21 protein-coding genes and 1 riboswitch are annotated in these 25,046 nt (G+C 74.1%); of the genes, 16 read left to right on the top strand and 5 right to left on the bottom strand.

What is annotated here, in order from left to right; genetic code table 11:
* The first annotated feature begins 164 nt into the window (after positions 1-164).
* The 6 genes from VM95_RS01845 to VM95_RS01820 all read left to right on the top strand — a co-directional run bounded on the left by VM95_RS01845 (position 165) and on the right by VM95_RS01820 (position 7,322).
* A complete protein-coding gene (locus VM95_RS01845; protein ID WP_045692170.1) occupies positions 165-428 on the top strand; it encodes a hypothetical protein in 264 nt (87 codons plus the stop codon).
* 134 nt (positions 429-562) lie between these two features.
* Positions 563-1,957: an NYN domain-containing protein gene (locus VM95_RS01840; protein ID WP_078859526.1), complete on the top strand. Its 1,395-nt coding sequence runs from the start codon at positions 563-565 to the stop codon at positions 1,955-1,957.
* A 199-nt stretch (positions 1,958-2,156) separates the two neighbouring features.
* Positions 2,157-3,191 carry a C40 family peptidase gene (locus VM95_RS01835; RefSeq protein ID WP_045692169.1) on the top strand — a complete coding sequence of 345 codons (1,035 nt, stop codon included), beginning with the start codon at positions 2,157-2,159 and terminating at the stop codon, positions 3,189-3,191.
* Positions 3,192-3,580: 389 nt separating this feature from the next.
* A riboswitch (cyclic di-AMP (ydaO/yuaA leader) is annotated at positions 3,581-3,734 on the top strand.
* Between the two features lie 10 nt (positions 3,735-3,744).
* Positions 3,745-4,857, top strand: coding sequence for a C40 family peptidase (locus VM95_RS01830; protein ID WP_045692168.1), 1,113 nt, complete (start codon positions 3,745-3,747; stop codon positions 4,855-4,857).
* A 225-nt stretch (positions 4,858-5,082) separates the two neighbouring features.
* Positions 5,083-6,129, top strand: a complete 1,047-nt coding sequence (locus VM95_RS01825) for a C40 family peptidase (protein ID WP_045692167.1) — start codon at positions 5,083-5,085, stop codon at positions 6,127-6,129.
* A gap of 158 nt (positions 6,130-6,287) precedes the next feature.
* Positions 6,288-7,322: a hypothetical protein gene (locus tag VM95_RS01820; RefSeq protein WP_052707090.1), complete on the top strand. Its 1,035-nt coding sequence runs from the start codon at positions 6,288-6,290 to the stop codon at positions 7,320-7,322.
* A gap of 37 nt (positions 7,323-7,359) precedes the next feature.
* Here VM95_RS01820 and VM95_RS01815 read toward each other — a convergent pair whose 3' ends face one another.
* Positions 7,360-8,724 (bottom strand): glycosyltransferase 87 family protein, encoded by a 1,365-nt coding sequence (locus tag VM95_RS01815; RefSeq protein WP_244178575.1) that lies wholly within the window; start codon positions 8,722-8,724, stop codon positions 7,360-7,362.
* A 217-nt stretch (positions 8,725-8,941) separates the two neighbouring features.
* On the opposite strand from VM95_RS01815, the gene VM95_RS01810 reads away from it, so the two are divergent.
* Positions 8,942-10,078, top strand: coding sequence for a glycosyltransferase family 4 protein (locus tag VM95_RS01810; protein WP_045692165.1), 1,137 nt, complete (start codon positions 8,942-8,944; stop codon positions 10,076-10,078).
* Between the two features lie 71 nt (positions 10,079-10,149).
* On the opposite strand, the gene VM95_RS01805 is transcribed toward VM95_RS01810, so the two are convergent.
* Positions 10,150-11,943, bottom strand: a complete 1,794-nt coding sequence (locus VM95_RS01805; RefSeq protein ID WP_045692164.1) for an AMP-dependent synthetase/ligase — start codon at positions 11,941-11,943, stop codon at positions 10,150-10,152.
* 404 nt (positions 11,944-12,347) lie between these two features.
* Between VM95_RS01805 and VM95_RS01800 the strand changes: the two genes are divergently transcribed.
* The 5 genes from VM95_RS01800 (at position 12,348) to VM95_RS01780 (ending at position 16,677) form a co-directional block, all read left to right on the top strand.
* The gene (locus tag VM95_RS01800; protein WP_045692163.1) at positions 12,348-12,797 is read left to right on the top strand and encodes an SRPBCC family protein; all 450 of its coding nucleotides are present in this window, start codon (positions 12,348-12,350) and stop codon (positions 12,795-12,797) included.
* Positions 12,798-12,860: 63 nt separating this feature from the next.
* Positions 12,861-14,033 (top strand): ArsA family ATPase, encoded by a 1,173-nt coding sequence (locus tag VM95_RS01795; protein WP_045692162.1) that lies wholly within the window; start codon positions 12,861-12,863, stop codon positions 14,031-14,033.
* Positions 14,034-14,203: 170 nt separating this feature from the next.
* Positions 14,204-14,638, top strand: coding sequence for a DUF5304 family protein (locus VM95_RS01790; protein WP_052707089.1), 435 nt, complete (start codon positions 14,204-14,206; stop codon positions 14,636-14,638).
* A 192-nt stretch (positions 14,639-14,830) separates the two neighbouring features.
* Positions 14,831-15,772, top strand: a complete 942-nt coding sequence (locus tag VM95_RS01785; RefSeq protein ID WP_045692161.1) for an ROK family glucokinase — start codon at positions 14,831-14,833, stop codon at positions 15,770-15,772.
* A 158-nt stretch (positions 15,773-15,930) separates the two neighbouring features.
* Positions 15,931-16,677: an endonuclease/exonuclease/phosphatase family protein gene (locus VM95_RS01780; protein WP_045692160.1), complete on the top strand. Its 747-nt coding sequence runs from the start codon at positions 15,931-15,933 to the stop codon at positions 16,675-16,677.
* A 48-nt stretch (positions 16,678-16,725) separates the two neighbouring features.
* Here VM95_RS01780 and VM95_RS44005 read toward each other — a convergent pair whose 3' ends face one another.
* Positions 16,726-17,496, bottom strand: coding sequence for a hypothetical protein (locus VM95_RS44005; RefSeq protein WP_244178574.1), 771 nt, complete (start codon positions 17,494-17,496; stop codon positions 16,726-16,728).
* A complete protein-coding gene (locus tag VM95_RS01770) occupies positions 17,489-18,283 on the bottom strand; it encodes an alpha/beta hydrolase (RefSeq protein WP_045692159.1) in 795 nt (264 codons plus the stop codon). The genes VM95_RS44005 and VM95_RS01770 overlap by 8 nt, the downstream gene beginning before the upstream one ends.
* A 196-nt stretch (positions 18,284-18,479) precedes the next feature.
* On the opposite strand from VM95_RS01770, the gene VM95_RS01765 reads away from it, so the two are divergent.
* Genes VM95_RS01765 through VM95_RS01755 form a run of 3 tightly spaced genes read left to right on the top strand, consistent with a single transcriptional unit; the run spans position 18,480 to position 21,257 of the window.
* A complete protein-coding gene (locus VM95_RS01765) occupies positions 18,480-19,295 on the top strand; it encodes a lysophospholipid acyltransferase family protein (RefSeq protein ID WP_063773435.1) in 816 nt (271 codons plus the stop codon).
* 52 nt (positions 19,296-19,347) lie between these two features.
* Positions 19,348-20,565, top strand: a complete 1,218-nt coding sequence (gene macS / locus VM95_RS01760) for a MacS family sensor histidine kinase (protein ID WP_244178573.1) — start codon at positions 19,348-19,350, stop codon at positions 20,563-20,565.
* Positions 20,562-21,257 carry a response regulator gene (locus tag VM95_RS01755; RefSeq protein ID WP_045692157.1) on the top strand — a complete coding sequence of 232 codons (696 nt, stop codon included), beginning with the start codon at positions 20,562-20,564 and terminating at the stop codon, positions 21,255-21,257. Before macS ends, VM95_RS01755 begins: the two co-directional genes overlap by 4 nt.
* A 31-nt stretch (positions 21,258-21,288) precedes the next feature.
* Here the strand turns inward: VM95_RS01755 and VM95_RS01750 are convergent, their stop codons facing one another.
* On the bottom strand, positions 21,289-23,223 hold the full coding sequence (locus VM95_RS01750) for an anthranilate synthase family protein (RefSeq protein WP_045692156.1): 1,935 nt from the start codon (positions 23,221-23,223) through the stop codon (positions 21,289-21,291).
* A 302-nt stretch (positions 23,224-23,525) separates the two neighbouring features.
* Between VM95_RS01750 and VM95_RS01745 the strand changes: the two genes are divergently transcribed.
* The gene (locus VM95_RS01745) at positions 23,526-24,860 is read left to right on the top strand and encodes a class II 3-deoxy-7-phosphoheptulonate synthase (protein WP_045692155.1); all 1,335 of its coding nucleotides are present in this window, start codon (positions 23,526-23,528) and stop codon (positions 24,858-24,860) included.
* Positions 24,861-25,046 lie beyond the last annotated feature (186 nt).

Raw genomic sequence — 25,046 nt, 5'->3', positions numbered from 1 at the left:
GCGCAGTACGGCAGGTGGGCTAGGGGGCGGCTTGGCTGAACTGGTGGCCGGGGTGGTTGCCCCAGGCAATAGGCTTGGGGCGGGCATTCCCGCCTCCCGCCGCCGATGCCGGGGCTCCGGGGGGAGCGCCTGGCCCACCCAGGGATCACCCGAGAGGACCCCCGATGACCGTCCCCGCCCTGACCGCGCAGACGCGCTGGCGCTGCACCCTGTGCGGCAACCTGACCCGCTTCGACGTGACCCGCACCGCGCGGGTGACCGAGTTCCTCCACTTCGACCTGGCCGGCGAGTCCAAGGTCGAGGAGACCCAGGTGCTGAGCGAGACGATCGAGTCGGTGCGCTGCCGCTGGTGCAACGCGGTGGACCAGGTCGAGCTGGTGGCCCGCCCGGGCGCCGAGGGTGCGGAGACCCCCGCCGAGCAGGGCTGATGCCGGGGGTGCGGTGGGCGGTGCGGGCGCGCCCGTCCACCGCACGGGACAATACAGACAAGACGCACGGAGCGTGACGACAGGGGGCGGCCGCGGCCGTGCCCCGCTGGACCAGGATCGGAGCCGAGGACGTGGTGGACGCAGCGAAGGAGCCCGACGAGTCGGCGGCGTCCGAGTCCGGGGCGACCGGGGTGTCCGGCGCGGCGTCGGAACGGGCGGCCGAGAAGCTCGACCGGCCGCTGCCCGAGGGGGTGCGCCGGCGGGTGGTCGGGCTGGCCTCGGACGCGCTCGGCGGCCTGCCGGCGGCCGAACTGCCGCAGAGCCTGCGCCAGTACGCGAAGTTCACCCCCGCGCGGCGGGCCAAGTACGCGGCGACGGCCCTGGCGGCGGCGCTGGAGTCGGAGCCGGCCTTCCGGGTGCGGATAGCGGAGCGGCTGCGGCTCGGCCAGCCGGACCTGGTGAAGGCGCTGGAGTCGGGCACCGTCCCGGGCGCCGCCGATCCGATGGACGTCGCGGCCGCCGCGTACCTGGTGCGCTCGGCCGGGTGGAGCCGGCTGGTGACGGAGGCCGGCGAGGAGGCCGAGCGGGCCGGGGCCGAAGGCGCGGCCGCGGAGTCGGCGCGGCTGGTGGAGAAGCTGCAGGCGGAGCTGGCCGAGCTGCGGGCGGCGGCGCGCGCGGACCTGGACCGCCAGCGGGCGGAGTCCGAGGAGGTCCGCCGGGAGGCGGAGTCGCTGCGCAAGAAGGTGCGGTCGCTGGAGAGCGACACCCGCCGTGCGCAGGCCGAGACGCGCCGGCTGGCGGGGGAGCTGGAGGCCGCGAGGGCGCAGGCGGCGGCCGAGCGCGGCACGGCGGAGAGCGAGGCGCGGCGGCTGCGGCACCGGGTCTCCGAGCTGGAGACGGCCGCCGAGCAGGGGCGCCGTTCGGCCCGCGAGGGGCGCAGCGTGGAGGACATGCGGCTGCGGCTGCTGCTGGACACGGTGCTGCAGTCGGCGCAGGGGCTGCAGCGGGAGCTGGCGCTGCCGGTCTCGCAGATCCGCCCGGCGGACCTGGTGGAGGCGGTCGTGCCGGGGGCGGCCTCGCCGCACGACGTGGCCAGGCGGGGCCTGGCGGAGGACGATCCGGCGCTGCTGGACCAGCTGCTGGCGATCCCGCAGGTGCACCTGGTGGTGGACGGCTACAACGTGACCAAGACCGGCTATCCGACGCTGCCGTTGGAGCAGCAGCGGATCCGGCTGCTGGGCGGGCTGGCGATGCTGGCCCAGCGCACCCAGGCGGAGGTCACCTGTGTGTTCGACGGGCAGGACCTGGACGTCCCGGTGATCATGGCGCCGCCGCGCGGGGTGCGGGTGCGGTTCAGCCGGACCGGGGAGACGGCGGACGAACTGATCCGTCGTCTGGTGCGGGCCGAGCCGCAGGGCCGTCCGGTGGTGGTGGTGTCCACCGACCGCGAGGTGGCGGAGGGCGTGCGGAAGGCGGGTGCGCGCCCGGTCGCCTCGGTGCTGCTGCTGAACCGGCTGGCCCGGCCCTGACCCGGGCCTATGGGCGTGATGCCTGGTCAGCGCCCGGATGGCGGCCGTGTGCGGATCCGGTGAAGTCAGCGTCGGGAGCGGGTTTCACGCCATCGGGGGGTTGGCGAAACGCCTGGATCTTCACTAGGGTCTGGCGTCAAACCTATTTTCCGGATTCTCACTCGTACAGGTGAGACCGATGGAAGAAGGAGCCGGTCCCTTGGCCTCCCACCGCCGTCCGAAGCAGCCGAGCCGCGCACGGGTGTCCGTGCTCACCGCTGCCGCCGCGACCGCGGTCGCCCTCTCGGCCCAGGTGGCCGCGCACGCCGCGCCCCAGCCCAGCAAGGCCGACGTCAAGGCGCAGATCGACCAGCTCCAGCAGGAGCAGGAGCAGGCTGCGGAGAAGTACAACGGCGCCAAGGAGCGGGCCGACCAGCTGCGCAAGCAGTCGGACCAGCTGCAGGACCAGGTGGCGCGCAGCCAGGACCAGATGACCCAGCTGAAGTCGGGTCTGTCCGAGGTGGCCGGTGAGCAGTACCGCACCGGCGGCATCGACCCGTCCGTCCAGCTGATGCTCTCCTCCGACCCGAGCGGCTACCTGCAGAAGGCGTCCAGCGTCCAGCAGGCCAGCAACAGTCAGGCCGAGGCGCTCAAGGGGCTGCTGGACCAGCAGCGCCGGCTGGACCAGCAGAAGTCCGAGGCGGCCGCGGTGCTGGCCTCGCTCGACTCCACCACCAAGGACCTGAACCAGGCCAAGGCGGACGTCAACCAGAAGCTCAAGGCCGCGCAGGACCTGATGAACTCGCTCAGCGCCGCCGACCGCGCCGCGCTGCGCGCCCAGCAGCAGGACGACCGGGCCTCGCGCGGCGCGGACCGCCCGGACATCGGCCAGCTGCCGCAGGCGAGCGGCTACGCGGGCGTCGCGGTGGCCAAGGCGATGAGCAAGCAGGGCTCGCCGTACCAGTGGGGCTCCACCGGGCCGAGCACCTTCGACTGCTCGGGCCTGATGGTCTGGGCGTACGGCCAGGCCGGCGTCTCGCTGCCGCGCACCTCGCAGGAGCAGGGCAACGTCGGCACCCGGGTGCCCTCGCTGGACCAGGCCCAGCCGGGCGACCTGGTGATCTACGGTCCCGACCGGCACCACGTCGGGATGTACATCGGCAACGGCATGGTGGTGCACGCGCCGCACACCGGTGACGTGGTGAAGGTGATGAAGGCCGACGCGATGCCGATCAACACCATCCGCCGGGTCTGACGGACCGGCAGGCCGGAAGGCCGCCCGGGGCCCCTGCGGTTCCCCGCGATCCCCTGTGATCCCCTGATCCCCTGTGATCCCCGCCACCTCCCGCCTCCCGGGGGGTGGCGTTCGGTTGTGGCCGCCGGCCGACCGCTGCCTGAGCGGTTCGTGAAATCCGATCAGCTATGCGTGTGGACGTGATCACCTTCGGTCATTTTCACAAGAGAACTTGGGTATTCTTACGTCTTTTTTCTGACAAGGATTTGAACGGATCACGGTTCAGTTACTAGGGTCATGACCCGAACCACCGCACTGTCGATCACCCAGCCCGGGTGGCGGCGGTGGTTTCCGTCGAGTTCGTGAAGCAGCGGGGCAGGTCGAAGCGACTGCCCGACAGGGGAGCCCAGTGGTCGGGGGCGCTGTGGAGCGGAGCCGGGGAACCACGTTCCTCCGGGGTGAATCGGCGCCAGGTCGGCCGATGGAACGGCCGTGAGGCGTCGTAGGGCATGCTTCCGGCCCGAACCCGTCAGCTCACCCGGTAGGCGGACGTAGGAAGAAGGAGTCCGCCTTCGTGGCGTCCCATCGTCGTCCCAAGCCCGCCGGCCGCGCCCGCGTCTCGATCCTGACCGGCGTCGCCGCCGCTGCCGTCGCCCTCTCCGCGCAGGGTGCGCACGCCGACCCGCAGCCGACCAAGGACCAGGTCAAGGAGCAGGTCGACAAGCTCAACGAGCAGGCCGAGCAGGCGACCGAGAAGTACAACGCCTCGCAGGAGAAGCAGCAGGAGCTGCAGAAGCAGGTCTCCGGCCTGCAGGACAAGATCGCCCGCCAGCAGGGCCAGGTCACCGACCTGCAGGGCGGCCTCGCCGAGATCGCCGGCGAGCAGTACCGCAACGGCGGCATCTCGCCGACCGTCCAGCTGATGTTCAACTCCAGCCCGGACACCTTCCTCAGCCAGGCCGGCACCCTGAACCAGGTCGGCGGCACCCAGAAGAACCAGCTGAAGGAACTCCAGGACCAGCAGCGCAAGCTCGACCAGGACCGCAACGAAGCCCAGGGCAAGCTCAACGAGCTGGAGTCCACCACCAAGCAGCTCAAGTCGGACAAGGAGGAGGTCCAGGGCAAGCTCAAGGCGGCCCAGGACCTGCTCAACACGCTGACCGAGCAGGAGCGCCAGCAGCTGGCCGCCGCCGAGGCGAAGGCCGCCGCCGACGCCAAGGCCAAGGCGGACGCCGCCGCGAAGCCCGCGCAGCCGGCCGCCGACCGCGCCTCGCGCGACAGCAGCCGCAGCGACCTCTCCGCGTCGTCGGCGCCGGTCTCCGTCGCCCCCGGCAGCTCGCACGGTGCCGCGGCGCTCCAGTACGCCGCCTCCAAGCTCGGCAGCCCGTACGTCTACGGCGCCACCGGCCCGGGCTCGTTCGACTGCTCCGGCCTGATGCAGTGGGCCTTCAACCAGGCCGGCGTCTCGCTGCCGCGCACCTCGCAGGAGCAGGCCGGCGCCGGCACCCGGATCGGCTCCGACCTGTCCCAGGCTCAGCCCGGCGACCTGCTGATCTTCTTCGGCGACGCCCACCACGTCGGCATCTACGCCGGCAACGGCCAGGTGCTGCACGCGCCGAAGCCGGGCGCCGTGGTGCGCTACGAGGCGGTCTCCAACATGCCGCTCGCCTCCATCGTGCGGGTCTGATCCCGCGGAGCTCCCGTCAGGCCCGGCCTTCCCCACGGAAGGCCGGGCCTGCGGCTTTGTCGGCGGCTCGTCCTGATGTCCGATTGGTGGGCGAATATTCGCACCGGTGGGGGTTTGGACTCGATTGCCCGGACTCGCTAACGTCTGCCACCGGACTCCCGCTCCAGGGCCGCCCGTTCCGGTGCGGCGGCGGGGCCGCGCCGCAGGATTGGAGCCGCTGCCGCCATGCCCGTGCATCGACGTTCCCAACTGCTCGCCCGCGCGCTGGTGCTGACCGCGGCCGCCACCACCGCCCTCGGGGTGACGACCGCCGGCTCCGCGCAGGCCGCCCCCGGAGGCCCGGACGCGCCCGACCGCAAGGACGTCAAGGCGCAGGTGGAGCAGCTGTACGACGAGGCCGAGCAGGCGTCCGAGAAGTACAACGCGGCGCAGGACGCCCAGCGGCGCCTCCAGGGCGAGACCACCACCCTCCAGGGCGAGATCGCCACCGCCCAGGACCAGCTCAACCAGCTGCGCGGCGACCTCGCCACCGTGGCCGGCGCCGAGTACCGCGGCGGCGGCCTGGCGCAGACCGCCCAGCTGATGCTCTCCAGCGACCCGGAGGGCTACCTCTCCCGGGCCCGCACGCTCGGCCAGGCCGCCACCCGCCAGCAGGAGACCCTGCACGAGCTGGTCACCCGTCAGCGCCGGCTCGACCAGCGCCGCGCCGAGGCCGGCGGCAAGCTCGCCGCGCTGGAGGAGTCCCGCCGCACCCTGGCCGACAGCAAGCAGCAGATCCAGCAGCGGCTCGCCAAGGCGCAGAAGCTGCTCAACGGCCTGGGCGCGGCCGAACGGGCCAGGATGAGCGCCCAGGACGCCCGGGAGGCCGAGCAGCGCGCCACCCGCGGCACCGACCGGCTGGACCTCGGCACCGCCCCGCCCGCCTCCGAGCGCGGGGCCGCCGCGCTGGCCGCCGCGGTGCGGATGATCGGCTCGCCGTACGTGTACGGCTCCACCGGGCCCCGTGCGTTCGACTGTTCCGGTCTGATGTACTACAGCTGGCGGCAGGCCGGAGTGACCCTGCCGCGCACTTCGCAGGCCCAGGCGTCCGCCGGGCAGCGGATCAGCCTCTCCGAAGCGCGGCCGGGAGACCTGGTGATCTTCTACCGGGACATGCACCACGTCGGCATGTACGCCGGCGGCGGGGTGATCGTGCACGCCCCCTACCCGGGCGCGAAGGTCCGCTACGAGAGCGTCAACGCCATGCCGGTCTCGGGGGTGGTCCGGCTCTGAGAGCGGCGACCTCCGACCCGATAGCCGAGGATCCTCCCCGCCGCCCGCTGTCCCGGCGCGGCGCGCTGCTGCTCGCGGCCGGCGGGCTGGCCCAGCTGTCGCTGCCGCCGGCCTCCCCGGCCGCGCCCGCGCGGCCCGCGGCAGACCTGCTGGCCCGGGTGACGGCGCTGCTGGCGGCCCGCGCGGCGGCGCTGCCCGGCCTGGCCGGGGTGCCGCTGACCGGGGCGGTCTACCGCAACCTGGTGCTGTCGCCGGAAGCGCCCGGGGCGGACCGGCTGACCGTCGCCGCCGACCTCGCCGTCCAGGTCGCCGGCTACGACGACTACCCCGTGGTGTACCCGCGCCGGATCGACCTGGCCCGGGCCGGGGACGGCTGGCAGGTCGAGCACGAGGAGAGCACGAGCGGGCCCCCGGCGCTCTGGGACCTCGGCGCCGCCCGGTCCGCGGCCGGCGCGCACTGCCTGGTGCTGGGCCTCGCGGACGGGCCGACGCTCGCCGCCCTGGCCGCCCTGGGGGACCACGCGGCGCCGGCCGTCAGCGAACTCTGGGGCACCGCCTGGCCGGGCCGGCTGCTGCTCGAACTGCCCGCCACCGAAGCGCAGTTCGCCCGGCTGCTGGAAGCCGACCCGACCGGCTGGACGGGCATGGCGGCGGTCACCGTGGCGGCGCCCGGCGCGCCCTGGCACACCCCGGCGGACCGGGTGCTGGTCAACCCGGAGACGTACCGCGCGCTCAGCGACTTCGGCCGCCAGGTCGTCCTCACCCACGAGACCACCCACGTCGCCACCAGGGCCGACACCCGCGCCTGGACGCCGCTGTGGCTCTCCGAGGGCGCCGCCGACTGGACGGCCTACCGGGGCTCCGGCCGCAGCCCGCGGCAGATCGCCCCCGAGCTGGCCCGGGACGTCGCCGCCGGGAAGCTGCCCGCCGCGCTGCCCGCCGACCGGGACTTCGCGGCCGGCGCCGAGGGCATCGCCCAGGCGTACGAGCAGTCCTGGCTCGCCTGCCGGCTGATCGACCGCCGGTACGGGCCGCAGCGGCTGGTCGCCTTCTACCGCGCGGTCGGCGCCGGGGACGGCGCGGGCGAGGACCGCGAGCGCCGCACCGACCGGCTGCTGCGCGCCGAACTGGGCGTCGGGCTGGCCGAGTTCACCCGGCTCTGGCTGGACGAGGTGGCCGCGCTGGGGCGTTGAACGCCGGGCCCCGTCAGGCCGGACGGGGCCGGGGTCCTCAGCGCCGCTCGGCCGCCGCGGTGCCCGGGTGGTCGATGCCGTCGAGCAGGTCCTGCTCGTACGCGATTCCCGGGCGGACCGGGTAGCCGGCCGACACCGGCTCGGGCGGGGCCAGCACCACCGTGGCCGGCAGCTGCGCCGGGCCGCGGGTGGCCCGCCACAGCCGGACGCCGGAGAGGACCGCGGCGGCCAGCAGCAGCAGGTTGCGGGTGCCGAGCAGGGCGATCGCCCCCGGGTCGCTGGCCAGCACCTGGGTGAACATGGTGGGGAACTCGGCCAGGGTCAGCGGGCAGGCCAGCAGGATCAGCAGCGCCACCGGCCGCTGGCTGCTGCCGCGCACCGTCAGGCAGACCGCCGCCACGCCGACCAGCCAGACCAGGTACTGCGGGCTGATCACCCGGCTGGTCACCACGAAGATCAGCAGCGCGCACAGCGCCGCGTCGTACATGGTGGCCGCGTTGCGGCGCTTGGCGGTGAAGCGCCAGAGCAGCAGCCAGCCGAAGCCCAGCACGGTGCCGGCCAGCATCACCTTGCTGATCACGCTGACCCACGGCCCGAGCATCTCGGGGGAGCCGTAGTTCATGGTGACCCGGCCGTCCCAGCCGCCGGCGATCCGGGCGATGTGCAGCGGCAGCGCGCCGACCGACTCCACCTCGATGCCGCGCTCCTTCTGGAACGCCAGGAAGCCGAAGGCGCCGTTCATCCCGGCCGCCAGCAGGAAGCCCACCGAGACGGCGGTCGCCGCCGCCAGCGTCCAGGAGCGGCGGGTGCGGCGGCCGGACGGGGTGCCGATCAGGCCGATCAGCGGCCAGAGCTTGACGATGCCGCCCAGGCCCAGCAGCAGCCCGCCGACCGCCGGGCGCCGCACCAGCGCCAGCAGCCCGGCCAGCGCGATCGCGGTGACGATCAGGTCGAAGCGGTTGTAGATCATCGGGCCGAGCAGCGGGACGCCCACCACCCACATCCAGGCGCCGGTCAGCGCCCGGCCCCTGCGCAGGCCGGTCCGCACCAGCAGCACCGTCGCGACGGCGTCGGTGATCCCGCAGATCACCCAGAACGACACCAGGTACGACCAGGGCAGCAGGCCCGGCAGCAGGATCACCAGGGCGGCGCCCGGCGGGTACTGCCAGGTCACGTCGTCGAACGGGAAGGTGCCGGTCTGCAGCACGCCGTACCAGGCGTGGTAGATCATCCAGACGTCGGCGCTGACGTCGCCGCCCGGCGCCTTCAGGACCCCGGTCATCGCGAGGATCAGCACCGCCCTGGTCGCCAGCCAGGTCACCCCGAGCGCGGCGAGCGCCCCGAGCGGGCGGCCGAGACGGCCGCGCGAAGAACCGGGCTCGGTGGCCGGGGCCAATTCCACTGCGCTCCCTCGTTCGTCTCGGACGTCCTCGCCGGAGGCGTCGTGCCGACGGACGCCCGGGCCGCGCCCCCTTGCCGGCGGCCTAGGTATGAGGACTGACCCGGGGGTCAAACGGTTGCCGTGTTCGGTTCCGTTCCCGGCGGGCCATGGTGTTGACCTATCGTACGGATCACCCAGCGGTGCGCCGAGCACCCCCTACCGAGCGAGCCGTGGCCCGATGCACAGAACCTTGATCGTCACCAACGACTTCCCGCCCCGCCCGGGTGGCATCCAGGCCTTCGTCCACAACATGGCCGTCCGTCAGCCCGCAGGAAGCGTCGTGGTCTACGCCTCCACCTGGCGGGACAGCAGCGAGGTGCGGAGCTTCGACGCCGAGCAGCCGTTCCCGGTGATCCGGGACCGCACGAAGGTGATGGTTCCCACACCGCGGGTCACCCGGCGGGCCGCCGAGATCCTGCGCGCCGAGAAGTGCGACTCGGTGTGGTTCGGCGCCGCCGCCCCGCTCGGCCTGATGGCCCCCGCGCTGCGCCGGGCCGGCGCCGACCGGCTGCTCGGCATGACGCACGGCCACGAGGCCGCCTGGGCCCAGCTGCCCGGCTCCCGGCAGCTGCTGCGCCGGATCGGCGCGGGCACCGACGTGCTGACCTACCTCGGCGAGTACACCCGCTCGCGGATCGCCGGCGCGGTCGGGCCGCAGGCCGCGGCCCGGATGGTGCAGCTGCCGCCCGGCGTGGACGAGACGGCCTTCCACCCCGGGTCCGGCGGCGCCGAGGTGCGCCGGCGGCTCGGCCTGGCCGACCGGCCGGTGGTGGTCTGCGTCTCCCGGCTGGTGCCGCGCAAGGGCCAGGACACCCTGATCGAGGCGATGCCGCAGATCCTGGCCGACGTGCCGGACGCCGTGCTGCTGATCGTCGGCGGCGGCCCGTACCGGGCGGACCTGGAGAAGCTGGCGGACGCCCGGGGCGTGCGGGCCTCGGTGCGGTTCACCGGCTCGGTGCCGTGGGAGGAGCTACCCGCCCACTACGGGGCCGGGGACGTCTTCGCGATGCCCTGCCGCACCAGGCGCGGCGGGCTGGACGTGGAGGGGCTGGGGATCGTCTACCTGGAGGCCTCGGCGACCGGCCTGCCGGTGGTCGCGGGGGACTCCGGCGGCGCGCCCGACGCCGTGCTGGAGGGCGAGACGGGGTACGTGGTGCCCGGCGGCTCGGCCGCGGCGGCCGCGGAGCGGATCGTCCGGCTGCTGCGGGACGAGGAGCTGCGCCGGAGCATGGGCGAGGCCGGGCGGCGCTGGGTGGAGCGCTCCTGGCGCTGGGACCTGCTGGCCGGGCGGCTGACTTCGCTGCTGGCGGGCTGACGGCTGACGTTTGACGGCTGACGCGGCGAAGGGCCCCGGACGGTGTCCGGGGCCCTCTCGGTACGCGTGCGCTACTTCTGGTAGATGGCCTCCACGTCGGCCGCGAAGTCCTTCAGCACCAGGTTGCGCTTGAGCTTCAGCGAGGGCGTCAGGTGGCCGCTCTCCTCGGAGAACTCGGTGTCCAGCAGGCGGAACTTCTTGACCGCCTCGGCGTGCGAGACCGCCTTGTTGCCGTCGTCCACGGCGGCCTGCAGCGCGGCCAGCAGCTCCGGGTCGTCCGCGAGGTCGGCGACGGTGGCGCCGGCGGGCTTGCCGTTCAGCTCCTTCCACTTGGGGAAGAAGTCCGGGTCGACGGTGATCAGGCAGGCGACGAACGGCTTGCGGTCGCCCACCACCATGACCTCGCCGACCAGGGCGTGCGCCCGGATGCGGTCCTCGATCACGGCCGGGGCGACGTTCTTGCCGCCGGCCGTGACGATGATCTCCTTCTTGCGGCCGGTGATGGTCAGGTAGCCCTCGGAGTCCAGCGAGCCGATGTCGCCGCTGGCCATCCAGCCGTCCTTGAGGGCGTCGGCGGTGGCCTGCGGGTTGTTCCAGTAGCCGGTGAAGACGTGCGGGCCCTTGAAGAAGACCTCGCCGTCGTCGCCGACCCGGACGGCGGAGCCGGGGACGGGCTGGCCGACCGTGCCGATCTTCGGCTTGTCCCACGGGTTGAAGGTGGTGGCCGCGCAGGTCTCCGTCAGGCCGTAGCCCTCCAGGACGGTGAAGCCGATGCCCCGGTAGAAGTGGCCCAGCCGCTCGCCGAGCGGGGCGCCGCCGGAGATCGCGTGGGTGGCCCGGCCGCCGAGGGCCGCGCGCAGCTTGCTGTAGACCAGCTTGTCGAAGACCGCGTGCTTGATCCGCAGGACCAGGCCCGCGCCGCCGGCGTCCAGCGCCCGGCTGTAGGCGATCGCGGTCTCGGCGGCCTTGTCGAAGATCTTGCCCTTGCCGTCGGCCTGGGCCTTGGCGCGGGCGGTGTTGTAGACCTTCTCGAAGACTCTGGGCACGCCGAGGATCAGGGTCGGCCGGAAGGCGGCCAGCTCGGCGGTGACGTCCCGGATGTCGGAGACGTGGCCCAGCTTGATCGGCGCCATCGCCGGGGCGATCTCGGCGATCCGGCCGAGCACGTGGGCCAGCGGCAGGAACAGCAGGACCGAGCTCTCGCCGGTGCGGAACAGCGGGGCCAGCCGCTCCACCACGTTGCCGCACTCGGCCATGAAGTTGGCGTGCGTCAGCTGACAGCCCTTCGGGCGGCCGGTGGTGCCGGAGGTGTAGACGATGGTCGCGATCGTGTCGGCGGTGGCGATCGAGCGGCGCTCGGTGACGGTCGTGTCGGCGACCTGGCGGCCGGCCTCGGCCAGCGCGGCGATCGCGCCCTGCTCGATCTGCCAGGTGTGCTTCAGCTCCGGCAGCCGGTCGCGGACGTCCTCGACCGTCCTGCGGTGCTGGTCGGTCTCGGTGATCACGGCGACGGCGCCGGAGTCCCCGAGGATCCACTGGACCTGCTCGGCGGAGGAGGTCTCGTACACCGGGACGACGATCGCCCCGGCCGTCCAGATCGCGAAGTCCAGCAGCGTCCACTCGTAGCGCGTCCGCGACATGATGCCCACGCGGTCGCCCGGGCGCACGCCCGAGGCGATCAGGCCCTTCGCCGCGGCGTGCACCTCCACCAGGAACTGGGCGGCGGTCAACTCCTGCCACTGGCCGTCCACCTTGCGGCTGAGGACGGCGACGTCCGGGTGCCGCTCGGCGTTCTGGTGCACGAGGTCGGAGAGGTTACCGCCGCTCGGTACCTGGTAGAGGGCCGGAAGGCTGAAGTCGAGCAAGACTGCTCCTCGTTCGCGACGCTGCGGGACGGCAGGACGTTACTGCCCGGTAGGCGGCTACGGCCAGGGGGTCGGGTCCGGTGTTCGAAGTGTCACATCCGGGCGGGTTCGACCAGGCCGTGACCGGGTCGTTCGAATGGCACCCTACGACAGACGGGGGGTGACCGGTCGGTAGCATTCCGCGCCGGCCACCGCGCCCGAGCTGCCGTCATGCCTCGGCCGGGTGGCCGCCGGGCCGCCGCCGGGCCCGTACCGCCCCGGTGCCGGGCCGTCGCCGGCGCCCGTGCCCGTAGGGCCGACAGTCGGGCGCCGCACCCGGGCGCGGTAGCCTGCTCCGGGCGGACCGGCCCGAGCGGGGACTCGACCGGACCGGCAGGCAGCAGGACGACGCGGAGGGTCATTCCATGGCGGAGCACACCAGGTCGAGCATCACCATCGACGCGACCCCGGCCACGGTCATGGCCGTGATCGCCGACTTCGCCGCCTACCCGGCCTGGACCGGCGAGGTCAAGGAGGTCGAGGTCCTGGCGACCGGCCCGGACGGCCGCGCCTCCGAGGTCCGACTGCTGCTCGACGCCGGTGCCATCCGCGACGAGCACGTCCTCGCCTACACCTGGGACGGCGACCGCGAGAGCGCCTGGACCCTCGTCCGCAGCCAGATGCTCCGCTCGCTGGACGGCTCCTACACCCTCGCCCCGGTCGCCGGCGGCCGCACCGAGGTCACCTACCAGCTCGCCGTGGACGTCAAGATCCCGATGCTCGGCATGATCAAGCGCAAGGCCGAGAAGGTCATCATCGACCGCGCGCTGGCCGGCCTGAAGAAGCGCGTCGAGGACACCGCCGCCAAGAGCTGACGGAGCGGGAACGGAAACGGGAACGGGAACGGGACACGGCGGCGGGAACGGGGGCCGGGCGGCATGACGGCGAAGCGCACCATCCTGATCAGCGGTGACGCGGGCGCGCCCGCGGTGGCCGCCGCCACCGCCCTGCACGCCGCCCGGCGCGGCCACCGCACCTGGCTGCTCGCCGCCGACGACCCGCACCGCGCGCTCGACGCCGCGCTCGGCACCCGCCTGGAGCCCGAACCGGCCGCGTACGCACCCGGGCTGACCGTCTCCCGGATCGACGAGCAGGCCGCCTTCCGCTACGCGGTCGGCGAGCTGACCGACAAGCTCTCCCCGCTGTTCGACCTGCTCGGCGCCGACCGGCTCGACCCGGAGGAGCTCACCGCCCTCCCCGGCATCGCCCGGCTCGCCCTGCTGCGCGCCCTGCCCGCCGCCGACGACGACGTCCTGGTGGTGCTCGCCCCGCCGCCCGCCGAACTCATCGCCACCCTCGCCCTGCCCGAACAGCTCACCCGCTACCTGGACCGGCTCGTCCCCGAACAGCGGCAGGCCGCCCGGGCGCTGCGCCCGCTGCTGGCCGGCCTGGCCGGCGTCCCGATGCCGGCCGAGTGGCTGTACGAGGGGCGCGGCAAGGCCGCCGCGGCCCTCGCCGAGTCCCGCGCGGCGATCACCGACCCCGGCACCAGCATCCGGCTCGTCGTGCCCGCGGACGGCCACCCGTACGGGGAACTGCGCCGGATCCGGGCCGGGCTGGCCCTGCACGGGCACCGGCCGGACGCCGTGGTGGTGCACGGCGCGCTGCCCGAGGGCGCCGTCGACTCGCCCGACCCGTGGCTGGCCGCGCTGGCCCGCCGCCGGGCGGAGGAGCTGACCGCGCTCGCCGCCGAGACCGATGCGCCGGTGCTGGTCACCGGCCCGGCCGAGGCCACCCTGGAGGCCGTCGCCGAGCGGCTGTACGGCGACGGGGAGGGGCCCGAGCGGCTGGCGCCGCAGCCCTGGGCCGTCGAGGACCGGCTCGCCGAGGAGGGCCTGCTGGTCTGGCACCTCGACCTGCCCGGCGCCGACCGCGCCGAGCTGGACCTGGTCCGCCGGGGCGACGAACTCGTGGTCGGGGTCGGCACGCACCGCCGGGTGCTCGCCCTGCCCTCGGCGCTGCGCCGCTGCACGGTGGCGGGGGCCGGGCTGGGCGACGGGGTGCTCGCGGTGCGGTTCGCGCCGGATCCGGCGCTCTGGCCGCGCGGCTGAGCTCCGCGGACGTCGCGGCGTCGCCGGGGCCACGGGTTTCGCGGCTCCGTCTGCTTCGCGGGCTTCGCGGGCTTCGCGGGCCGGTTCCGGCCGGCCGGGGCCCTGCGGCCGTTCGGGTAGCGTCGGGGCGGGGGCCGCGCGGTGCGGCCACGGCTGAGGAGGCGCCCGCGATGACCAGCACCGACGACCGTACCGAGCCCGTCGAGCCGCCCGTCGAGCCGCCCGTCGAGCCGTCCGCCGACGCGAACGCGGCCGGGGCCGGCGAGGGCGGCGGTGCGCCGGGCAGCCCGTTCGGGCCGGAGCTGGGCCCGCTGGTGGACGAGGTCCGCCGCTTCGCCGGCGCGGTCGGCGAGAAGGCGCAGGCGGCCGGCGCCGACACCCTGATCACCCTCGCCGGGCTGGCCGACCGCCTGCGCACCCAGCAGCCGGAGGTCTACGCCCACCTCGCCGCCGCCGGTTCCGGGCTGGCCGCCGCCGGGGCCGAGCTGCTGGCCGCCTACCGCGCCGCCGTGGCCGGCCACGAGAGCCGCTGGACGGCCGGCCCGGGCGCCCCCGCGGAGAAGATCGACCTCGACACCCCTGACGGGCCCTCCGCCAAGCAGTGAATCCGTAGATTCCGAAGCGTGATCGCCTCGCTCGCGTGCGTCACGAGGGGGGGAGATTGATACGACTTTTAAAGGATTCCGGCCCGGTTGTGCCGGAATTGTCTTCGGATAATGTATGCGGGGAGGTGTACGGGGGCTGGGTTGGGCGGTACCGTTCCGTCCAGCGGGAACGAGTGAATAGCTGAGGGACACATGGCTCTGACCATCGGCGTCGATGTCGGCGGGACCAAGATCGCGGCAGGCGTGGTCGACGAGGCGGGCGCGATCCTCGCCCGGACCAGGGTGCCCACCCCGGCGGACCCGCAGTGGGCGGTCGACGCCATCGCGCAGGCCGTGCGCGAGCTGAAGGAGCAGCACCCCGGCGTCGCCGCGGTCGGCGTCGGCGCCCCCGGCTTCGTCGACAGCAACCGCTCGACGGTGATCTTCGCCCCCAACATCGACTGGGAGAACGAGCCGCTGCGCGGCCGGATCGAGGAACTCACCGGCCTGGACACCGTCGTCGAGAACGACGCCAACTGCGCCGCCTGGGCCGAGTTCCGCTTCGGCGCGGCCGCCGACCACCAGGACATGGTGCTGATCACCGTGGGCACCGGCATCGGCGGCGGCATCGTCCTGGACGGGCGGCTGCACCGCGGCCGCTTCGGCGTGGCCGGCGAGATCGGCCACCTCAACATGGTCCCGGACGGCCTGCCGTGCGGCTGCGGCGGCAAGGGCTGCTGGGAGCAGTACGGCTCCGGGCGGGCGCTGCGCCGCTACGGCCGGGAGAAGGCCGCCGCCGACCCGGTGCGCGGCAAGCGGATGCTGGAGCTCAACGACGGCGTCGCCGAGACCATCCGCGGCATCCACATCACCGAGGCGGCCGAGGCCGGCGACCCGCTCGCCCTGGAGTGCTACAGCGAGCTCGCCGACTGGCTCGGCCGCGGCATGGCCGACCTCGCCGCGCTGTTCGACCCGGCGGTGTTCGTGCTCGGCGGCGGCGTCTCCGACTCCGGCCGGCTCCTGCTCGACCCGGTCGCCAAGGCCTTCGAGCACTACCTGACCGGTGGCGTGCACCGCCCCCGCGCCGAGGTCGTGCTGGCCTCGATGGGCTCCGCGGCCGGCATCGTCGGCGCGGCGGACCTCGCCCGCACCTGACGGTTGCTCCCCCTTCGCCTCAGGGGGAACCAAGCCCGCCGGCGGCGGTGCGACCGGGCCCCGACCAATCCCGGACGCGCCGCCGCCGACGCATGCCGGGCGGGAACCGCCGTCGTCCGACTACGGTCGGGGGCAGTGCCGTCGTCCCGGGGAGGACCATGCCCGCCGCGCCCGTCGAACCGCCGCCGCCCGGCCCGCGCCGGCTGCGCCTGCTCAGCTACAACATCCGCTCGCTGCGGGACGACCGGCGGGCGCTGGCCCGGGTGGTCCGGGCCTGCGCGCCCGACCTGGTCTGCGTCCAGGAGTCGCCGCGCTACTGGCGGCCGGAGGGCCAGGCGGCCTGGCTGGCCCGGAGCACCGGGACGGTCGTGCTGGCCGGCGGCGGACGGACGGCCGCCGGGCCGCTGCTGCTCGGCCGGCCCGGCGCGGTGCGGGTGCTGGCCGTCCACGACCGGCTGCTGCCCAAGACCCGCGGCCTGCACGCCCGGGGCTTCGCGAGCGCGCTGCTGCGGCTGCCCGGCACGGCGCCGTTCACCGTCACCAGCTGCCACCTCAGCCTGGACGCCGAGGAGCGGTACGGGCAGTTCGAGCTGCTGCTCGACCAGCTGCGGATCGCCGAACTCGGCATCGTGGCGGGGGACTTCAACGAGCACCCGGACGGGCCGGGCTGGCGGCTGCTGGCCTCCCGGCTGCAGGACGGCCACCCGACCGCGCCCTGGGGCGGCGAGTTCACCTCGGTGCCCGAGCGGCCGTACCAGCGGATCGACGCGGTGTTCGCCACGCCCGGGATCACCGTGCTCGGCTGCGGCGTCCCGCACGGGCTGCCCGGCGTCACCGAGGCCGACCTGCGGGCCGCCACCGACCACCTGCCGGTGCTCGCCGTGCTCGAACTGCCCGAAGGCTAGGCCCTGTTCGCCTGGGCTCTGTTCGCCTGGGCTCTGTTCGGGGCGGACCTACACCACCGCGCCGTGGTTCGGGTCCTCCGGCTCGTCGTCGTCGCGGTCCTTCATCCGGGCGACCAGGGTGACGAAGCCGCCGAGGAAGGCGGTGATGCCGACCCAGGCCGGCCAGCCGGAGACCTCCTGCCAGACCACCGCGTCGATCAGCAGCAGCGCCGGGCCGCCGAGCACCGCCAGCCAGGCGAACCGGCTGGTCACGTCGCCGGTCGGCAGCGGCGGGGGCTCCGGCGGGACGAAGTGGTCGTCGTCGCCGTCCTCGGCGAGCTCGAAGTCGCGCGGGCCCGAGCCGCCCGCCGGGAGCACCGGCCGGCCGGAGCGGGGGCGGGGCTGCGGGGCGAGGTCGGAGTGGTCGCCGGGGTCGGCCTCGCGGTCCGGGCCGTCCTTGTAGCCGCCCTTCAACTCGTTCTGGGCGCGGAGGTTCTCGATCTCGGGCCAGTTCGGGTTGTTCAGGTCGACCGGGTCGTCGAACTGGGCGACCAGGGCGGCGAAGATCTCGTCCTGCTCGGCCTGGCTGCGCTCGGGGGTCCGGTGCGGCCGGGGCCGGGCGGGGGCGGCGGGGCCGCCGTCCGCGGGCGGCGGCGTCGCGCCGCCGTCCGCTTCGGCCTCGCTGCCGGGCGCGGCGCCCGTGGGCGCGTCCGCCGCGGGCGCACCGCCCGTGGGTACGTCCTCCCGGGCCGTGCCGCCGTTGGTCGCGCCGTCCTCGCGAGGTGCCTCGTCCCCGCCGCCCGCCGTGCTGCTCTCGTGCACTTCCGGCCCTTCAGCCATGGTGATCGTCCGATTCGACCCGGGTGACGCCCGCCGCGTCCGCGGGGGCCAGCCGATGGATGAAGTCCAGGCTCGCCGCGAATATTTCCGCCGCGTCGTGGTCCAGCGTCGCGACGTGGAAGCTGCGCTCGCACAGCCGCTCCGTCACATCGGTCGAGGATATCCGGGCGAGCACCAGTTCCGAGTTGGCGGGCGAGACCACGTGGTCCTGCGGACTGTGCAGGAGCAGCACCGGCTGGGTCACCTCCGGCAGCCGCCGCTGGACCTCCCGCCACAGCCGGGCCAGCGACCAGGCGGCGTGCAGCGGCGTCCGGTCGTAGCCGTGCTCGGTCACGCCCGGTGCGGCGATGTCGTCCGAGATCCCCGGCACGCTCGGGACGAGGTGGCGCAGCACCGGAAGCAGCACACTCGCGGGGGTGTCCGAGCGCACCGAAGGGTTGACCAGCACCAGCCCGCTGATCCTCGGGCCGTGCAGCGCGGCCAGCCGCAGGGCCAGGGCGCCGCCCATCGACAGCGCGCAGACGAAGACCTGCTCGCACTCCTCGGCCAGGACCAGCAGCTCGCGCTCGACCTCGGCGTACCAGTCCTCCCAGCGGGTGAGCTGCAGGTCCTGCCAGCGGGTGCCGTGTCCGGGCAGCAGCGGCACCGAGACGGTCAGGCCGGCCGCGGCCAGTTCCTCGGCCCACGGCCGCAGCGAGGCCGGCGACCCGGTGAAGCCGTGGCACAGCAGCACCCCCACGCGTCCGCCGCGGTGGCGGTACGGTTCGGCACCGGGCAGCAGCGGCATGGGCGGGCTCCTTCGCGGGCGGACGGCGCTGGGGGAGGGGACGCTGGAGGGGGACGGGCTGCGGGAATTCGCATCGTCCCACGCCGCGCGCCGGGCCGTACACCCCCTTACGGCGGGCCCGGGCACGGCCCGCGCCCACGGGGCATTAGGATCGACCGGTCCGCATAACAGGAGGCCCGGGTTGTTCTACCGACTGATGAAGTTGATCGTCGCGCCACTGCTTCGGATCTTCTTCCGGCCGTGGTTGGAGGGCGAGGAGAACATCCCCGCCGAGGGTGCGGCGATCATCGCGAGCAACCACCTGTCGTTCTCGGACTCGTTCTTCTTCCCCGCGCTGATCAAGCGCCGGGTCACCTTCATCGCGAAGGCCGAGTACTTCAACACCCCGGGCCTCAAGGGCCGGCTGACCGCCGCCTTCTTCAAGGGCGTCGGCCAGCTGCCGGTGGACCGCTCGGGCGTGCGCGGCGCCGGCGAGGCGGCGATCCGCAGCGCCATCGCGGTGCTGGACCGCGGCGAGCTGTTCGGCGTCTACCCCGAGGGCACCCGCTCGCCGGACGGCAAGCTGTACCGCGGCAAGGTCGGCGGCCTGGCCCGCGTCGCGCTGGCCACCGGCGCGCCGGTCATCCCGGTCGCGATGATCGACACCGAGAAGGTACAGCCGCCCGGCCAGGTGATCCCCAACTTCGGCATCCGCCCGGGCATCCGGATCGGCCGCCCGCTGGACTTCTCCCGCTACCACGGCATGGAGAACGACCGCTTCATCCTCCGTTCGGTGACGGACGAGGTGATGTACGAGATCATGCGGCTCTCCGGCCAGGAGTACGTGGACATCTACGCCACGGCGGCCAAGCGGCAGATCGCGGACGACAAGAAGAAGGCGGACGCCGAGCGCAAGGCCGCCGCCAAGGCCGAGAAGGCCGAGGCGGAAGCGGAGAAGGCCGAAGCCGAGAAGGCGGAGGCCGAGAAGGCCGCCGCGGAGAAGGGCGAGCAGAAGGAGGGCGGGTCGGCCTGACCCGCCCGGCGGGGCGAGCCCCACGGCGGGGACGGGGAAGGGCTGGGCGGGGATGACGGACGACGGGCACGGCAGAGCTGCTGTCGGCGGCACGATCGCCGCCGGGGGCATGTCGGTCGAACTGCCGCTCTGGCGGGCCATCTCCTACTTCCGGGTGCTGGCCCTCGGCTACGCCCTGCTCCGCTACGTCAACTCCTACCTGCACTTCCTGCACCCCGTCTCCGGCTGGATCTACTTCGGCGCGCTCACCCTGTGGACGCTCGCCAGCACCCGCGCCTTCGGCGACCCGCGCCGCTGCACCTGGTGCGTCCTCGGTTTCGACCTCGCCCTGGTCGTCACCGGCATCGTGATGAGCGGCATGATCGACGCCCCGGCGCGGATCAGTCACGGCGCCCCCACCCTGCCGACGATCTTCGCGGCCGGCACGGTGCTCGGCTTCGCCGCCAAGGGCGGCTGGCGCCCGGCGGCCGCCTCCGGCTCGGTGATCGGCGTCGCCAACATCCTCGGCCACGGCGGCCCGACCGGCGACAACATCCACAACATCGTGCTGCTGCTGACGGCCGGCTGCGCGATCGGCTACGTGGTCGAGCTGGCCCGGGCCAGCGAGGCCACCCTCACCCGGGCGCTGCAGGTCGAGGCCGCCACCCGGGAGCGCGAGCGGCTCTCCCGGGACATCCACGACGGGGTGCTGCAGGTGCTCGCCCTGGTCCAGCGGCGCGGCACCGAGAGCGATACCGGGAGAGGCGCCGGGAGCGGCGCCGAGGGCCTCGCCGAGCTCGGCCGCCTGGCCGGCGAACAGGAGCGCGCGCTGCGGGCGTTGATGACCGGCGGCCCGCTGCCCGCGCAGCGCGCCGCCGAGCCGACCGCCGCCGGGCCCGGCGACCTCACCGCTTTGCTGCGCCCGTACACCGACGAGCGGATCACGCTGTCCGCGCCCGGCACCCCCGTGCTGCTGCCGGGCCCGGCGGCCGGCGAGCTGGCGGCGGCGGTCGGCGCGGCCGTGGACAACGTGCGCCGGCACGCCGGGGAGGCGGCCCGCGCCTGGATCCTGGTCGAGGACGAGCCGGAGGCCGTCACGGTCAGCATCCGCGACGACGGGCCCGGCTTCGCCCCCGGGCGGCTCGGCGAGGCGGAACGGGCCGGGCGGCTCGGCGTCTCCCAGTCGATCCGCGGCCGGCTGGCGGACCTCGGCGGCACGGCCGAGCTGTACTCGGCGCCCGGGGAGGGCGTCGAGGTGGAACTGCGCGTCCCGAGGAAGGCCACCCGATGACTGATCAGGGCACGACCGAGCAGCCGAGCACCGACCGGCCGGTGCGGGTGATGGTGGTGGACGACCACCCGATGTGGCGCGAGGCCGTCTCGCGCGACCTGGCCGAGGCCGGGCTGGACGTGGTGGCCACGGCCGGGGACGGCGAGGAGGCCGTCCGCCGGGCCCGGGCCAGCTCGCCGCAGGTCGTCGTGCTGGACCTCAACCTGCCGAGCCTGCCCGGCGCCGAGGTGTGCCGCCAGGTGGTCGCGCACGACCCGGCGGTGCGGGTGCTGGTGCTGTCGGCCAGCGGCGAGCACCAGGACGTGCTGGAGGCGGTGAAGTCCGGGGCGACCGGGTACCTGGTGAAGTCGGCCGGGCGGGAGGAGCTGCTGGACGCCGTACGGCGCACGGCCGTGGGCGACGCGGTGTTCACCCCCGGGCTGGCCGGCCTGGTGCTCGGCGAGTTCCGCCGGCTGGCCGCCGAGCCGGCCCCGGCCTCGGCGCCGGACGTCCCGAAGCTGACCGCCCGGGAGACCGAGGTGCTGCGGCTGGTGGCGAAGGGCCTGTCGTACCGGCAGATCGCCGACCGGCTGGTGCTGTCGCACCGGACGGTGCAGAACCACGTGCAGAACACCCTGGGGAAGCTGCAGCTGCACAACCGGGTGGAGCTGGTGCGCTACGCGATCGAGCAGGGGCTGGACGAGGAGCTGTAGTCGGCCCGGCTACAGCTCCCCGCCCGACCGCTCAGCGCCGTACGGCCGTCGCGGAGCGCAGCAGGCCCGCGACGATGTCCGCGCCCTCGCGGGTGAGCACCGACTCGGGGTGGAACTGCAGGCCCGCGAAGCCGGGCCCGCGCAGCGCGTGGACGTCCCCGGTGGCGGCGTCCCGGGCGACCTCGACGCCCCGGGCGGCCAGCCGCTCCGCGTCGGCGTCGGAGCAGCGCGCGGTGAAGGTGTTGTAGAAGCCGACCGTCCGCTTGGTGCCGAACAGGTCGACGGTCTCCTGCGCCCCCTGGTACGGGACGGCCTTGCGGGCGAGCGGGAGGCCGAGCTCGGCGGCGAGCAGCTGGTGGCTGAGGCAGACGGCGAGCAGCGGGGCCGTCCGCTCGCCGGAGCGGACGGCGGCCAGGGCGTCGGCGACGACCGGCCGCAGCAGCGCCATCTTCGGGTCGTCGGCGAGCGCCGGGTCGCCCGGGCCGGGGCCGAGCACCAGCGGGCCGCGGTGCGCCGCGACCAGCTCGCGCAGGCCGGGCCGGTCGAAGCGGACGACGCCGACCTGGTGGCCGAGCGAGGTGAGCAGGTGGGCGAGCATCGCGGTGAAGGTGTCCTCGCCGTCGACGACCAGGGTCGGCTCGGGCTCGGTGACCTCGGCGGGCGACTGCATCCGCAGCCAGAACGGTGCGAGGTCGGCCCGGCGCGAGTCGAGCGCGGCCTGCACCCGGTGGTCGTCGGCGAGCCGGGGGCCGGTGGGGCCGGGCACCCGGGCGGTGGCGGGCCGGGCGCCGATGGCGGTGAGCACGCCGGCGGCCTTGGCGTGGGTCTCGGCGACCTCGGAGTGCGGGTCGGAGTGGCGCACGAGCGTCGCGCCGGCCCGGACGACCAGGCGGCCGGTGGCCGCGTCGATGTCGGCGGTGCGGATGCAGATGGGGGAGTCGAGCAGCTGCCCGCCGCTGGCGGAGCGGCCGATCAGGGCGAGCGCTCCGGAGTAGTAGCCGCGCCCGGTGGGTTCGTAGCGCTTGATGACCCGGGTGGCGTTCTGCACCGGGCTGCCGGTGACGGTGGCGGCGAACATGGTCTCGCGCAGCACCTCGCGGACGTCCATCGAGGTGCGGCCGCGCAGCTCGTACTCGGTGTGCGCGAGGTGGGACATCTCCTTGAGCCGGGGGCCGAGGACCTGGCCGCCGAGGTCGCCGACCGTGCACATCATCTTGAGCTCTTCGTCGACGACCATGGTCAGCTCTTCCAGCTCCTTGGGGTCGTGCAGGAACTGGAGCAGCGAGTCGAGGTCGGCGCCGCCGGCCGGGTAGCGGTAGGTGCCGGAGATCGGGTTCATCACGACGGTGCCGCCGCTCTGCCGGACGTGCACCTCGGGGGAGGCGCCGACCAGGACGCGTTCGCCCGTGTGCACCAGGAAGGTCCAGTAGGCGCCGCGCTCCTGCTCCAGCAGCCGGCGGAAGAGCGTGAGGGCCAGCGCGGGGGAGAAGTCCTCCAGCGTGGCGTGGAAGTCGCGGCGGATGACGAAGTTGGCGCCCTCGCCGTTGCCGATCTCCTCCTCGATCACCCGCTGGACCATCGCGGCGTACGTCTCGTCGTCGACGTCGAACCCGCCGCCGGTCAGTGAGACCGGCAACTGGGGTAGCGCGGCGGCGAGTTGGGCCAGGGGCAGGGCGTGCTGCTCGGCCACCGAGAGGGCCAGCAGCGGGGTGCCGTCGTCGTGCGCCTCGAAGCCGCGCTCGCGGATCTGCCGGTACGGGACGAGCGCGAGCAGGTCGTGCACCGGGCCGCCGGGCGGGGCGCCCTCGGGTACGGGCAGGTCGGCGAGGTGCTCGTAGGCGTCGACGGTGCCCAGCAGCACCTCGACGGTGTCCGGGGCGTGCCGGGGCGTGCGGCGGTGCAGCAGGGCGAAGGCGGGGGCGCCCGGGGCGGTGAGACGGGCGAGCAGCTCGGCGGCGGTGGTCACAGTACGGCTTTCCTTCCGGGGTGGATGGCGAGGGCGGTGCTGGGTCCGCTCCCGGAGGGCCGTCTGTTCCAACGTCGACGGCCGCCCCGAGGGGCGGCCGTCGTGTCGTCTAGGAACGCGCGATCGGTGGGCCACCCTCGGGGGAGGCCCACCACCAGGAGTGGCTGTGGGGCGCGTGCATGGGGCCGAGCGTAACGGATGGGGCCGAGCGGGTGAGCTCGGGAGCGGCGATTGTCCGGAAGGTGTCTCACCCAGCGAGCAAAGGGCACGGATCGTCGCCGTCACCCCGTAGCCTTGGCGCTGTGACCGTGACGAATCTCCACTCCTGGCAGTCCCTGCCCGCGGCGCAGCAGCCTGAATGGCCGGACCAAGAGGCTCTGCGCAAGACCCTTGCGGAGCTCGCCTCCTATCCGCCGCTCGTCTTCGCCGGCGAGTGCGACCAGCTGCGCGCCAGGCTCGGAGCCGTGGCGCGTGGGGAGGCGTTCCTGCTCCAGGGCGGCGACTGCGCCGAGGCCTTCGACGGCGTCTCGGCGGAGCACATCCGCAACAAGCTGAAGACCCTGCTCCAGATGGCCGCCGTGCTGACGTACGCGGCCTCCGTGCCGGTCGTGAAGGTCGGCCGGATCGCCGGCCAGTACTCCAAGCCGCGCTCCAAGTCGACCGAGACCCGTGACGGCGTGACGCTGCCGGTGTACCGCGGCGACTCGGTGAACGGCTTCGAGTTCACGCCCGAGTCCCGCATCCCGGACCCGGAGCGGCTGAAGCGGATGTACAACGCGTCCGCCGCGACGCTGAACCTGGTGCGCGCCTTCACCACCGGTGGCTACGCCGACCTGCGCCAGGTGCACGCCTGGAACCAGGACTTCGTGCGCAACTCGCCGGCCGGCCAGCGCTACGAGCAGCTCGCCCGGGAGATCGACAACGCCCTGGCCTTCATGAACGCCTGCGGGGTCGCCCCGGAGGAGTTCAAGACGGTCGAGTTCTTCTCCTCGCACGAGGCGCTGGTCCTGGACTACGAGACCGCGCTGACCCGCGTGGACTCGCGCACCGGCGAGCTGTACGACGTCTCCGGCCACATGGTGTGGATCGGTGAGCGCACCCGGCAGCTGGACCACGCGCACATCGAGTTCGCGTCCAAGATCCGCAACCCGATCGGGGTCAAGCTCGGCCCGACCACCTCGGTGGACGAGGCGCTGACCCTGATCGAGAAGCTGGACCCGGAGCGCGAGCCGGGCCGCCTGACCTTCATCACCCGGATGGGCGCGGGCAAGATCCGCGACCACCTGCCCACCCTGGTGGAGAAGGTCACCGCCTCCGGCGCCCAGCCGGTGTGGATCTGCGACCCGATGCACGGCAACACCTTCGAGGCCTCCAGCGGCCACAAGACCCGCCGCTTCGACGACGTGCTCGACGAGGTCAAGGGCTTCTTCGAGGTGCACCGCGCGCTCGGCACCCACCCGGGCGGCATCCACGTGGAGCTGACCGGCGACGACGTGACCGAGTGCGTCGGCGGCGGCGACGAGGTGCTGGTCGACGACCTGCACCAGCGCTACGAGACGGCCTGCGACCCGCGGCTCAACCGCAGCCAGTCGCTGGACCTGGCGTTCCTGGTGGCGGAGATGTACCGGGGTCAGTGAGCCCCCCCGCCCCGAGCCGAAGGGCCGCGCCGGTGCCGAAAGCGACGAGCGACTAGCGACGAAGGAGCGCCGGAGCGAGGAGTGTCGGCACCGGGTCGGAGCGGCCCGGAGGCGAGCGGGCGAGTAACTGTGACGAAAGCCCCTCCGGATTCGGGATTCCCGAGGCCGGAGGGGCTTTTTCGTACC

The sequence above is a fragment of the Streptomyces rubellomurinus genome (assembly GCF_000961885.1).
Taxonomy (GTDB): Bacteria; Actinomycetota; Actinomycetes; order Streptomycetales; family Streptomycetaceae; genus Kitasatospora; species Kitasatospora rubellomurina.
Note: the sequence above shows the minus strand (reverse complement) of the source record. Positions and strands in the feature narration are given on the sequence as shown.